This is a genomic window from Nonomuraea sp. NPDC049725, assembly GCF_040674795.1.
GTDB lineage: Bacteria > Actinomycetota > Actinomycetes > Streptosporangiales > Streptosporangiaceae > Nonomuraea > Nonomuraea ceibae.
Window position 1 is genome coordinate 214,456 of sequence record NZ_JBFANJ010000002.1, and the last position, 12,156, is coordinate 226,611.

7 protein-coding genes are annotated in these 12,156 nt (G+C 76.4%); 4 read left to right on the top strand and 3 right to left on the bottom strand.

All coding sequences use genetic code 11. The features are described 5' to 3' along the window. Positions 1-99: 99 nt before the first annotated feature. Together AB0J53_RS05475 and AB0J53_RS05480 are read right to left on the bottom strand one after the other, a co-directional pair. Positions 100-1,602, bottom strand: a complete 1,503-nt coding sequence (locus AB0J53_RS05475) for an NAD(P)/FAD-dependent oxidoreductase (RefSeq protein WP_364168826.1) — start codon at positions 1,600-1,602, stop codon at positions 100-102. Between the two features lie 846 nt (positions 1,603-2,448). Then, on the bottom strand, positions 2,449-3,339 hold the full coding sequence (locus AB0J53_RS05480; RefSeq protein WP_219511747.1) for a LysR family transcriptional regulator: 891 nt from the start codon (positions 3,337-3,339) through the stop codon (positions 2,449-2,451). 70 nt (positions 3,340-3,409) lie between these two features. Here AB0J53_RS05480 and AB0J53_RS05485 point away from each other — a divergent pair, with 70 nt between their 5' ends. The 4 genes from AB0J53_RS05485 to AB0J53_RS05500 all read left to right on the top strand — a co-directional run bounded on the left by AB0J53_RS05485 (position 3,410) and on the right by AB0J53_RS05500 (position 9,196). Beyond that, on the top strand, positions 3,410-4,753 hold the full coding sequence (locus tag AB0J53_RS05485; RefSeq protein ID WP_364168828.1) for a putative sulfate exporter family transporter: 1,344 nt from the start codon (positions 3,410-3,412) through the stop codon (positions 4,751-4,753). A gap of 119 nt (positions 4,754-4,872) precedes the next feature. After that, the gene (locus AB0J53_RS05490; protein WP_219511742.1) at positions 4,873-5,799 is read left to right on the top strand and encodes a pseudouridine-5'-phosphate glycosidase; all 927 of its coding nucleotides are present in this window, start codon (positions 4,873-4,875) and stop codon (positions 5,797-5,799) included. Then, positions 5,784-6,725 (top strand): PfkB family carbohydrate kinase, encoded by a 942-nt coding sequence (locus tag AB0J53_RS05495; RefSeq protein WP_308126080.1) that lies wholly within the window; start codon positions 5,784-5,786, stop codon positions 6,723-6,725. The genes AB0J53_RS05490 and AB0J53_RS05495 overlap by 16 nt, the downstream gene beginning before the upstream one ends. A 71-nt stretch (positions 6,726-6,796) precedes the next feature. Further along, complete coding sequence (locus tag AB0J53_RS05500) at positions 6,797-9,196, top strand: hypothetical protein (protein WP_364168830.1); 2,400 nt, start codon at positions 6,797-6,799, stop codon at positions 9,194-9,196. A 21-nt stretch (positions 9,197-9,217) separates the two neighbouring features. Here the strand turns inward: AB0J53_RS05500 and AB0J53_RS05505 are convergent, their stop codons facing one another. Further along, positions 9,218-12,103, bottom strand: a complete 2,886-nt coding sequence (locus AB0J53_RS05505; protein WP_364168832.1) for an AAA family ATPase — start codon at positions 12,101-12,103, stop codon at positions 9,218-9,220. Between the last annotated feature and the right edge of the window lie 53 nt (positions 12,104-12,156).

Genomic DNA, 12,156 nt, shown 5'->3' on the forward strand with positions numbered 1-12,156 from the left:
GGCCCGCCCTGTCCGGCCCTGTTCAGTCGTACGGGCGGACGCGGGCGGGCGGACAGGGCGGGCGGACGCGGGCCGGCGGACGCGGGCTGGCGGCGCCGGTCAGCCGAGGAGGGCCATCGCCGCGTTGTGGCCGGGGATGCCGCTGACGCCGCCGCCCCGGCGGGCGCCCGCGCCGCACAGCAGGATCCGCTCGTGCCCGGTCTCGACGCCCCAGCCGCCCTCGTCCCCGTACGGCCAGCTCAGGTCGCGGTGGAAGATGTGGCCGCCGGGCAGCCCGGCCTCGTTCTCCAGGTCCACCGGCGTCTTGGCCTCGACGCACGGCGTGCCGTCGGGGGCGCGCAGGAGGCAGTCCTCGATGGGCTCGGCCAGGACCGTGTTGATCGACGCGAACGTGGCGCGCAGGGCATCCTCCCTGGCCTTATCCGGATTTTCCCGGAAAAGGCGGGCGGGCATGTGGAGGCCGAACAGCGTCAGCGTCTCCGCCCTCCCCCGCAGCTCCGGCCCGAGGATCGACGGGTCCGTGAGCGAGTGGCAGTACACCTCGGCCGGCGGCAGCTCCGGGATCACGCCCGCCGCCGCCTGCGCGTACGCCCGGGCGAGCTGGTCGCGCCCCTCGTTGATGTGGAACGTCCCGCTGAAGGCCGCGACCGGGTCGACCGCCCCGTCCTTGAGCCTGGGCAGCCGGCTGAGCACCATGTTCACCTTGAGCTGGGCGCCCTCCGGCTGCTCTGGCGCCCTGCCGAGCACCTGGTCCAGCACGGCCGGGGGCAGGTTCACCAGGACGTGCCCGCCGGTCACCGTGTGCTCGGCGCCCTCCGTACGGAACGTGACCTCCCCCGACGGCGAGATGCCGACGACCTCCGCGCCCGTCCTGATCTCCGCGCCCGCGCGCCGGGCCGCGTCCTCCAGCGCGCCCGAGACCGCGCCCATGCCGCCGACCGGCACGTTCCACTCCCCCGTGCCGTCGCCGATCACGTGATAGAGGAAGCACCGGTTCGCCAGCAGGTCGGTGGCCGGATCGGCGAACGTCCCGATCAGCGCGTCCGTCAGCACCACCCCGCGCACCGTGTCGTCGCCGAACCGCTCGTCCACCGTCTCCCCGATGGGCCGCGCGAACAGCTCATCCCACGCCCGCGCGCCCACCATGCGCTCGACCTCCGCCGCAGTGCGCAACGGCTCCAGCAGCGTGGGCGCGAGCACCTGGGCGGTACGGGCCACCATGCCGTAGAAGTCCTGCCATGCGGTGTGGTCGGCCTCCCCGCCCGTCACCTCCAGGAACGACCGCCTCGTCCGCTCAGCGTCCCCGCCGTCCACGAGCAGCCCGATGTCCCCCTTGGGGGTGTACGAGGCATACCGGCGCCTGCGCAACTCCAGGCCGAGACCCAGATCCTTGACGATCTTCGTCGGGAGGAGGCTGACCAGGTACGAGTAGCGCGACAGGCGTACGTCGACGCCCGGGAACGGCCGCGCGGAGATCGCCAGGCCGCCCGCGTGGTCCTGCCGCTCCAGCACCAGCACCCGCCGCCCGGCCCCCGCCAGGTAGGCCGCCGCGACCAGCCCATTGTGACCCCCACCGGCCACAACCACGTCATACGCACCCATCCCGGCACCATATCCCGCACCACCTCCCAGAGACACGCCCTCCCAACCCCGCCTCCGCCCGAGGCACCTGCTGTTGGAAGACCACCCCAGCAGCTTGGCCACCCCGAGGCACCTGCTGTTGGAAGGCCACCCCAGCGGCTTGTCCGCCCCGAGCACCTGCCGTGGGAAGGCCCCCCGGAGGGCTGACCACCCGGATGCGCTACAACCTCCCGCCCGGCGCCCGGCGACCAAACCACCCGCGCGCCACCGCCGACCGCCCGGATGCGCCGCAACCTCCCACCGGACGCCCCGCCCGACGCCTCCGGCGACCGCACCACCCGCACGCGCCACCGCCGACCGCCCGGGCGACCCCCCGGCGGGCCCCTGCGGCGCCCGTCCCCACGGAGCGGTGGGGCCTCAGCCCGGGCCGAGCCGAGGAGCGGGCTGGTGGGACCCGGGGGCCGGGGGCCGGGACGGGGGCCGCCCGGGACGGGGGGCGGGCCGGAGCCGGGGCCGAGGGCCGGGGGCCGCCCCCTGCTCCCGGCCCCGACCCTCCGGGTCCGGTCGGGGCCGACCGGGGCTAGATGGCGGGGGCCAGGGCGATGCGGGGCAGACCGGTACGCCGAAGGCCGGCCGGCCTGGGCGCCGGGGTGAGGGCCGGTGGGCGGCGGGGTCGGGCCTGGGCCGGGGCCGGGGGGCCTGGGCCGGGGCCAGGGGGCCTGGGCCGGGGCCAGGGGGCCGGGGCCGAGGGCCGTGGGGCCGGGGCCGGGGCCGGAGGGCCGGGGTCGGGGGTCGGGGGTCGGGACTGGGGACAGAGGCGGGGGTGGGTGGCCAGGGTGGGGGCCAGCGGGTCGGGCCGGGGGTGGGTCAGGGGCGGCTGGAGATGGCGAGGAGGGTGGCGGCCGGGTGGGTCAGGGGGCGGCCTTGGCGCCAGACGGCGCGCAGGGTGCGGACGAGGTTGATCCCCGCCAGGGGGACCTCGACGAGGCGGCCGGTGGCGAGCTCGGCCTCGACGGCGTAGCCGCTGAGGACGGCCGGCGCGGCGCCGGCCTGGGCGGCGCCCTTGACGGCGGAGTTCGAGCCGAGCTCCAGCCGGGGGCTGGCCTGGCGGAGTTCGCGGAAGGCCCGGTCGAGCGTCTCGCGGGTGCCGGACCCGCGTTCGCGCACGACGAGCGGCGTGCCCGCGAGCTCGGGCCCTCGCAGCGCGGTGCGGCGGCGGGTCCAGGGGTGGCCGGGCGCGACGACGACCACGAGCCGGTCGGTGCCGACGACGCGGCTGGCCAGCCCGTCCGGCACGTTCGGCCCCTCGACGAACCCGAGCTCGACCTCCTCGCCCAGCACCCGCGCGGCCACGTCGGCGGAGTTGACCACGTCGAGGCCGACGGGCACGCCGGGTTCGCGGTTCTGGAGTTCGCCGAGCCAGCGCGGGACCAGGTACTCGGCGATGGTCATGCTCGCCGCGACCCGCAGGTGCGCCGCCGCCCCGTGCCGGACGGCCTGCGCGGCCCGTACGAGCTCCTGGGCGGCGGACACCAGCTCGGCGGCCCATCCAGCCACCATGCGGCCCTCGGCGGTGAGCGTGGACCCGCGCGGCGTCCGCTCCAGCAGCGGCAGGCCGAGGCGGCGTTCGAGGTGGGCGATGCGCTTGCTCGCGGAGGGTTGGGCGATGCCCGCCGCCTTGGCGGCGCGGCCCAGGCTGCCGAGTTCTCCGACGTCGACCAGCAGTTTCAGCGACGCGAGGTCAGGCAGCTCACTCATAGCCCCAGGCTATGACCTCCCACCCAAGCCGCGGCTACCGGCGCCCGCCGGCCCGCCGAAGACTGGGACCATGCCGCTCAGCCGCCGTTTCCGCTTCCCCCGCCGGGGCCCGTCCCGTCCCGTCCCCGGCCGCCCGCGCACCGTCCGCCTGCCGTCGCCCGGCGTCCCGTCCTCCTCCCGCGCGCACCTGCAGCCGGAGGGACCGCGTACGAGCTGGGCGCCGGACGGGTCGCGGACGAACTGGGCGCCGGAAGGACCGCGTACGAGCTGGCAGTCGGAAGGACCGCGGACGAGCTGGGCGTCGGAAGGGTCGCGCCTGGGCCGGAGGGTCCGGTCGCGCCGGTGGTCCGCGGGGTCGGTGCGGCCGGGCGGAGGGGCGGCCGGCCAGGGCCGGGCGCGGGCCGAGGGGGCGGTCCGGTCGCGTGGGGGCCGCCTGTCCGAGGGGTGGTCGCGGGTCCGGACGCTGGGGCCGGGGGTGGGGGTCGCGGCGGTGGGGACCGGGGTGGCGATGGGGGTGAACGCGGTGGTGCCGGCGTTCAGCGCGGCCGTCGTCGCGGTGGTGGCGGGGGCGGGGCTGGCCGCGGCGGGAGGGGTGGGCGTCGCGTCGCGGGCGGGGCTGCACTTCGTGTCCCGGCGGGTGCTGCGGGTGGCGATCGTGCTGCTGGGGCTGCAGATCTCGGTGCCGCAGCTGCTGGCGACGGGGTGGCGGGCGATGGCGGTCGTGGTGGTGGCGACGGGCGTGACGTTCGTGCTCACGCCGTTGATCGGCCGCCGCCTGGGCGTGAGCCCGGGGACGTCGCTGCTGGTGGGGACCGGGGTGTCGATCTGCGGGGCGGCGGCGATCGCGGCCATGCGCGACAGCGCGGGGGGCGACGACGACGAGGCGGCGAGCGCGCTGAGCGTGGTGGTGCTGTACGGGAGCGCGGCCATCGTGGTCGTGCCGCTGGTGGCCTCGTGGCTGGGGCTGTCGCGGGAGCAGCTCGCGATCTGGACGGGCGCGGCGGTGCACGAGGTGGCGCAGGTCGCCGCGATCGGCGCGGCGACAGGCGTGCTGGCGGTGGCGGTCACGGTCAAGCTCGGCCGGGTGATCCTGCTCGCGCCGCTGGTGGCGCTCGCCGCTCGCCGGTCCGTGCGCTCCGGGCCCCGGGCGGGGAGGAGGCCGCCGGTGGTGCCGTTGTTCGTGGCCGGATTCCTCGCGATGGTGCTGGTGCGGGCCACCGGGGTCGTGCCGGACGACGTGACGCGGGAGCTGCCCTCGGTGACGAATATGCTGATGGCGGCCGCCCTGTTCGGGCTGGGCACCGGGATCGACGTGCGGAGACTGCTCCAGGGCGGGCGGGCCGTGCTGCTGGGCGGGATCGCCACCGCGCTTGTCGGGGGCGTCTCGCTGGCGGGTGTGGCGCTGCTGATCTGATCTCCGAGTGGACGTGCGAGCGGTCCGGCCGTAACGTGCTCAGTTTGGAACAAAGTCTGCAAAAGACGCCGTTCACCCTAGGCACTGCCTGGACCCACCCGAGGAGCAAGAAACCCACCATGCGCGCCACCGCCGACTCCCTTCTCCAGCCTTCCGACGAGGTCGCCCAGGCCCTGGCCGCCGGTGCGCCGGTGGTGGCGCTGGAGTCCACGATCATCTCCCACGGGCTGCCGCAGCCGCGCAACCTGGAGGTCGCCCGGGAGCTGGAGGAGATCGTCCGGTCGGCCGGCGCGGTGCCGGCGACGATCGCGGTGCTCGACGGCGTGGCCAGGATCGGGCTGACCGAGGTGGAGCTGGAGCGCATCGCCACCGAGTCGGGGCTGCGCAAGCTGGGCCAGCGCGACCTGCCGGTGGCGGCGGCGCTCAAGGCGAGCGGCGCGACGACCGTGTCGGCGACGTCGTTCCTGGCGGCGCGGGCCGGTATCCGGGTGTTCGCCACGGGCGGGCTCGGCGGCGTGCACCGCGGCTGGACCGAGGAGCAGGACGAGTCGGCCGACCTCGACACGCTGGCCCGCACCCGCATCACCGTGGTGTGCGCCGGGGTCAAGTCGATCCTGGACGTGCCCGCGACCCTGCAGCGCCTGGAGACGCGCGGCGTGACCGTGGCCGGCTACCGGACGGAGACGTTCCCCGGCTTCTACCTGCACTCGTCGGGCCAGCCCGTGGAGTGGCGGATCGAGTCGCCGGAGGACGCCGCCGCGATCATGCGCGGCCAGGACGCGTTCGGCGGCCAGGAGACCGCGCTCATCGTCGCCAACCCGGTGCCCGTCGACCAGCAGCTCGACCCGGAGCTGCACGACCGCGTGCTGGCCGAGGCGCTGGCCGCCGCCGAGGCCGGCGGCGTCACGGGTCAGGCGATCACCCCGTTCCTCCTCGGCTACCTCGTGCGCGGCACGTCCGGCGCGTCCCTGGAGGCGAACCTGGCCGCCGTACGCGGCAACACGGCACTGGCGTCACGCATCGCCCTGGCGTGGTCGCGATCGTGAGCCACAAGGGGCTCCTGGTCATCGGCGACGTGGTGACCGACGTGGTGGCGCTGCACGGCGCCCCCGTCATGTCGGCCTCCGAGATCGCCGCCGACATCGTGCTCCGCCCCGGCGGCTCCGGCGCCAACACGGCCGCCTGGGCCGCCACCCTGGGAGCCGACGTGGGCCTGCTGGCCCGCTGCGGCTACGACAGCAGCGAATGGCACATCGCCGAGCTGGCCAAGGCGGGCGTCCGCCCGTACGTCCGGATCGACGCCGACAACCCGACGGCCGTCGTCATCGCCATGGTGGACAAGTCCGGCGAACGTTCCATGCTGACGAACCGGGGCGCGGGCGGCCTGATCTCCGAGGCCGACTGGGACGACTCCCTGCTCGACGGCGTCGGCCGCCTGCACGTGTCGGGCTACCTGCTGTTCAGCGAGCCCGGCCTGGGCCTGGCCCGGCTCGCCATGGCCAAGGCGGCCGCCGCCGGCGTCGCCATCAGCGTCGACCCCGCCTCCACGAACCCGCTGCGCGAGTTCGGCGTCGAACGGTTCCTGCACGAGTCGGCACTGGCCCACCTGATCTTCCCGAACCGTGACGAAGCTCTCCTCCTCAGCGGCGCCGCCACTCCCGAGCGCGCCGCCGAGGTGCTCAGCGAGAGGTACGGGACCGCCGTGGTGAAGCTGGGGTCCCAGGGCGCCCTCGTGGCCACGGGCGGGCAGGTCGTCGCCGAGGCGGGCCCGGCCGACACCGAGACGATCGACTCCACCGGCGCGGGCGACGCGTTCGCCGCCGGGTTCCTCGCGGCCACGCTCGACGGCGCGGGCGAAAGGGCCGCTCTGGAGGCGGGATGCCGTGCGGGGGCGGAGTGCGTGGCCCTGGTAGGCGGTCGGCCACGGTACGGTTTGGACGTGAAGCGTCTTTACCCTATTCACACCGATTGATAGCTTGCCGCGTAGGCTGCACCAACAGTCACATGCGCCACGTGGTTCACTGGGGAGGATAAGGTCCGCCGATGGAAGTCGAGTCATCGATCTGCCTGAGCGACCTGGTCCCTGCCCTGCGCTGGAGCCGGCCGCAGCAGGTGGCGGAGGCCCTGGCCGACCCGCGCCTGCCCGCCGCCTGGTGGTCCTCGCAGGCGCTGACCAGAGCCCTGGGCACGGCCGGGCTCGACTGGATCTGTGACCGGCTGGCGCTGCTCGCCTCGTCCCGCTGGGACTACCTGCCGCTGGGCGATCTGCTGCCCGCGCTGACGCTGCACCCCGTCGACCCGGGGCTCTCCGGCTGGCCCGAACCCGCCCGTACGGCCATCGCCGGGCTGGGCGGCTGGCACCGGCTGCGCCGCCTGTCGCCCGCCGACCTGAAGACGCCGTCGGCGACGCCCGAAGCGGTGATGGGCACGGTGTTCCGCGAGGTGCTCGGCCACCTGGCGGCCCAGCCCGAGTCGGCGGCCCGCGCCGTCCAGTCGCCCGAGATCACCCGCCCGGTCCAGCAGCGCCGCGACGCCACCGGCCCGCACCCAGTCACCGGCCCGCAGCCGGCGGTCGGCCCGCACCCCGCCACCGGCCCGCAGCCCGCCGTCGGCCCCGCGCCGGGAACCCCTGGCGGCTCCGTCCCCAGCGGGCCCGTCCCCGGAGGTCTGGTCCCGGGCAGTCCCGTACCTGGCGGTCCGGTCCCCGGCGGCCCCGTCCCCGGTCCGTACCCGGGACAGCGCCCCTCCGGCCCGCCCCCCGCGCAGACGCCCGCGCCTCTCGCCGCCCAGGGGGAGGCCGCCCCGCAGGGAGGCGCCGCCTACCCGGGCGGCCCGTCCGCGCCGGGCTTCCCGCCCGGAGGCGGCCCCACGGGCACCGGCCCGTTCCCCGCGCCCGCCGCCCCCGGCTCCGTCCCCCCGGGCGCGACCTTCCCGCCCGACGGCGGCTCCTCCGACCGCGACACCGGCTCCTTCCCCGCCACGAGCGGGAACGCACCGGCCGGCCCCGGCAGCGGCCCGTTCCCCGCCGTGGGCGGCGACCAGTTCCCGGGCAGCCCCACCAGCGGCCCCTTCCCGGCGGCCGGGCCGACGCAACCGGGCGCGCCCGGGAGCGGGGCGCCGCAGCCGGGCAACCCCGGCCCGCCGCAAGCGGGAGGCCCCGCGCAGCCGGGCACGCCCCTCCCTGGCAGCCCGGCGTTCCCGGGTGGTCCCGGTACGGGGTCCTTCCCCGCCGTGGGGGAGAGCGCTCCCCAGCGCGGCACCGGCTCCTTCCCCGCCGTGAACGAGAACGGGACCCCGCTCCCCCAGCGCCCCACCGCGTCCCGCCCCCCGCAGGGCCCGCCGGCCGCCCCGGGGGCGCCGCGCCCGACCCCGGCGCTCTCCGACACCGACCACGCCATGGTGCGGGTCGTGGACGGCCTGTTCCGCGGCCTCAACAAGCTCGAACTCGCCGTCGCCGTACACCGGCTGTTCGCCGAGGACCCGGTCAGCCTGCGCACGCTGGCGCACAAGATGCTGGTCGAGCGTGAGGTGCTGTCCCAGGCGCAGCGCACCGCCGAGGAGCGGGTGCTGCACTGGCTGCGCTCGTCGGAGTCGGCCCCGGTGACCGGGCACATGTTCCGCCTGACGGAGTGGCTGGGCGCGGCGGCGACACAGGATCAGCTGATCGGCGCCGACCCGGCGCACCCGGTGACGGTGCCGAGCCTGCGCACGCCGCTGTGGCGGGTGCTGGTGACGCTCATGCCCGACCGCAGGCTGCAGGACGGCTGGCTCGTCGTCGGCGACATCCACGGCCTCCAGGCCCGCACCCGGCAGCTCCTGGCGTCGGCCCCGCCGGACGCCGACCCGGTGGAGCTGCTGGCGGAGCTCGGCATCCGCACCCATTCGGCGAAGGCGTGGCTGGACGCGCTGCCGTCGGAGTCGGCCGACCCGGTCGCGGCGGCCTCGGCCCCGGCGCAGCCGCTGCCGCGCCGTACCCCGGGAGCGAACGGCCACCACCATCGCGGCGGCCAGCCCATCCCGCCGGCCCCGGCCGGGTCGATCGACCCGTCGGCGGCCCTGGCGACGCTCTCGGCCCTGTCGGGCGGCCGTTCGCCGGTGCTGCCCGGCGGCGGCCTGGCGGGCGCCCCCTCGACGCCACCGCCCCCGCTGCCGAGCCCGTCGTCGGACCCGCGCCGCTGGCAGCGCATCGAGGTCACGCCCGAGCACCTGCGCGGCGGCCCGGTGCCGGTCCCGGAGGGCTACGCGGCGCAGCTCGGCATGCGGCCGGGCACGCTGCTGTCGGTCACCGGTCCCGGCGACAACGCCATCGTGCTCGTGTGGCAGGGCCACCAGCCGGTGTTCGACTCGCTCCAGCCGGTGCTCATGCGCCTGAACGCCCGTCCTGGCGACCAGGTGTACGTGACGGTCGACGGCTACAGGCTGGAGGCCCAGCTCACCGGCTGAGCCGGGCCCCCGCGAGCCGCGTCACTGGTCGAACAGGCGCATCGCGTGGGCCTTGGCGGCGGCCTCGCCCCGGGTGGAGGCGCCGAGCTTGCCCAGGATGTTGGAGACGTGCACGCTGACCGTCTTGATCGAGATGAACAGCTCCGCGGCGATCTCCCGGTTGCTGCGTCCGCGCGTGACCTGCTCCAGCACCTCCAGCTCGCGGGCCGTCAGGCCGAGCGGCTGCCCCTGGGGGGCGGCGCCGTCGGCGACGGCCAGCCGGGCGCGGCGGGCGAACGCGTCGAGCTGGTCCAGCAGCGGCACCGCCGCCAGCCGCTCGGCGAGATCACGGGCGCGGGCGTGCCGGGCGGTGGCCTCCTGCCGGTCGCCGAGCGCCTGCGCGGCGTGCGCGGCCCCCAGCGACGCCCTGGCCTCGGCGTAGGGCTGCTTCAGCTCCGCCCAGGCGGACGCGGCGGCCTGCCAGGCGGCCAGGCGCCAGGCGCCAGTGTCCTCGGCGTCGTCTCCGGGGGCGGGGCCGGTGAGGGCGAGGAAGGTCTGGCGCTGGGCCCGCTGGAGGCGGCCCTCGACGGCGACCCATCCGGCGGTCGAGCGCAGCTCGGGCAGGAACGGGCCGCCGAGCTGGGCGAGCGTGAGGAGCAGGTGCCAGGAGTAGCGGGAGTCGTCCATCAGGTCGTGCTCGCGCAGCGCCCGCGCGGCGGCCTCGCGTGCCTCGTCGAGGCGGCCCCGGGCCTCCAGCAGCTCGATCTCGCGGCAGGCGTGCGGCAGCACCGACTGGGAGCGGAACGCGCCGCGTGAGAGCACCTTGCGGGAGGAGGCCACCAGCGCCTCGGCCCGGTCGGCCTGCCCCCGGGCCAGCGCGATGTCGGCGGCCAGGCCCTGGAGGCTGGCCTGGTGCGGGGCGGGCGGCAGCAGGGCGAGGGCGTGCTCGATGACTTCGAGCGCCTCGTCCCAGCGGCCGAGCGAGAACAGCGGCTCGGCCAGGTTGATCGCCTGGAAGGTGCCGGAGGAGCGCGCCAGGCCGTACTGCTCGGCGATCGCGATGCCCTCGCGGGCCACCTGGGCGGCCTGCTCGTGGCGGCCGGCGCCCTCCAGCGCGTCGGACTCGGAGATGGTGCCCCGCATCACCGCGAAGTACGCGCCGGCTCGGTCGGCGATGCGCCGCGCCTCGGCGAACCCGGCGATGGGGCCCTCGGCGTCGGTGTAGCGGCACTGGGCCCAGGTGAGGTCGATGAGCGCGTGGGCGTGGGTGGAGTCGTCGCCCACCTGGCGGGCGATCTCGATGGCCTGGCGGGCGGTCGAGATCTTCTCCTCGAGCTGGTCGGGCCTGGTCAGCATGCGGGACAGCGTCTCCAGCACCTGGCCGCGCAGCCTGGTGGGCGGGTCGGCGGGCACCAGCCCGGCGGCCTCGCGCAGGTCGTCGACGTAGCCGGGGCGGCTCAGGCTGAAGCGGATGAGGCCGCGGTGGCGCAGCAGCCGGGCGGCGGTGTCGGGCTCGGCCTGCCGGTCGATCTCCTCCAGCGCGGCCGAGGCCAGGGCGGCGCCGCGCTCGAACTCGCCGGCCTGGTAGGCGGCGACGGAGGTGAGGCGGAGCACCTCGGCGTGCGGGGCGCCGATGCGCTTGGCGGCGTCGGGCACCCGGTCCCACAGCTCCAGCACGCGTGACAGCATGCGGAGCTGTTCGTCGAAGGCGGTGGCTTGGCGGGCGGCGGCGGCCGCTCCCCAGGCGCTGATGAGGGCCCAGGTGTTGTCGCGGGCGGCGTGCCAGTGGTGGGCGAGCTCGATGGCGCCGCGCGGCGCGGGCAGCATGGACAGGTCGCGGCTGATCGCCTCGGCGTAGCGGGTGTGCAGGCGGGTGTGCTCGCCGGGCAGCAGGTCGTCGTGCAGGGCCTCGCGGATGAGCGCGTGGCGGAAGGCGTAGCCCTCGCCGTCGACGACGAGGACGTTGCCGGCGACGGCGGGCCGCAACGCGCCCGAGAGCGCGGTCTCGTCGAGGCCGGCGACGGCGGCGAGCAGGTCGTGCTCGATGCGCTGGCCGCCCGCGCTGGCCACGCGCAGCAGCTCCTGGGTCTCGTCGGGCAGCCGTTCGACGCTGGCCAGGAGCAGGTCGCGCAGCGACTCGGGGAGCGTGTCGCCGCCGGGGTCGCCGAGCAGCGCCTCGACGAACAGCGGGTTGCCCTCGCTGCGGCTGTAGATCATGTCCATGTCGGCGGGCGACGGGCGGCGCTCCAGGATGCCGGCGGCCTGCTCCAGGACCTCCCTGCGGGTGAGCCTGCCGAGCTCCAGCCGGGTCACCCAGCCGACGCGGGCCAGCTCGGCGAGCAGCGGGCGGAGCGGGTGGGCGCGGTGCAGCTCGTCGGAGCGGTAGGTGACGACGATGAGCAGGCGGGCCTCGCCGCGCTGGTAGCGCACCAGGAAGGAGAGCAGGTCGCGGGTGGAGCGGTCGGCCCAGTGGGCGTCCTCGACGACGAGCACGACCGGGCGGTCCTCGGCCAGGCGCTCCAGCAGCCCGAGCACCTGCTCGAACAGCCGGGCGCGGGCCTCGCGGCCTTCGGGGCCCGGCTGGCCGAACTCGGGCAGCAGGCGGGCCAGCCCGCGCGTGTCACCGCCGGGGACGAGGGCGGCGACCTCGTCGCGGCCCAGCCGCCGGACCAGGTCGCGCAGGACGGCGGTGAAGGGGGCGAACGGCAGGCCCTCGGTGCCGAGCTCCATGCATCCGCCGACGAGGGTCAGGGCGTCGCCGGCCGAGGCGGTGAACTCGCCGACCAGCCGCGTCTTGCCGACCCCCGCCTCGCCGCCGACGAGCACGGTGCAGGCCCCGCCGGCGCGTGCCTCGTCGAGCGCGCCGCGTAGCGCGGCCAGCTCGCGGGCACGCCCGACGAACTGGGGGCTCACGGTGTGGATGCTCACACCCCAAGCATGCCATCCCGCTATGACAGCTTTACCTCTAGGACCTTGGGTTT

Excerpts from the sequence above, each read along its gene's own strand:
- AB0J53_RS05480 (WP_219511747.1), bottom strand. The coding sequence starts at position 3,339 with ATGAGTGAGCTGCCTGACCTCGCGTCGCTGAAACTGCTGGTCGACGTC.
- AB0J53_RS05490 (WP_219511742.1), top strand. The coding sequence starts at position 4,873 with ATGCGCGCCACCGCCGACTCCCTTCTCCAGCCTTCCGACGAGGTCGCC.
- AB0J53_RS05500 (WP_364168830.1), top strand. The coding sequence starts at position 6,797 with ATGGAAGTCGAGTCATCGATCTGCCTGAGCGACCTGGTCCCTGCCCTG.
- AB0J53_RS05485 (WP_364168828.1), top strand. The coding sequence starts at position 3,410 with ATGCCGCTCAGCCGCCGTTTCCGCTTCCCCCGCCGGGGCCCGTCCCGT.
- AB0J53_RS05475 (WP_364168826.1), bottom strand. The coding sequence starts at position 1,602 with ATGGGTGCGTATGACGTGGTTGTGGCCGGTGGGGGTCACAATGGGCTG.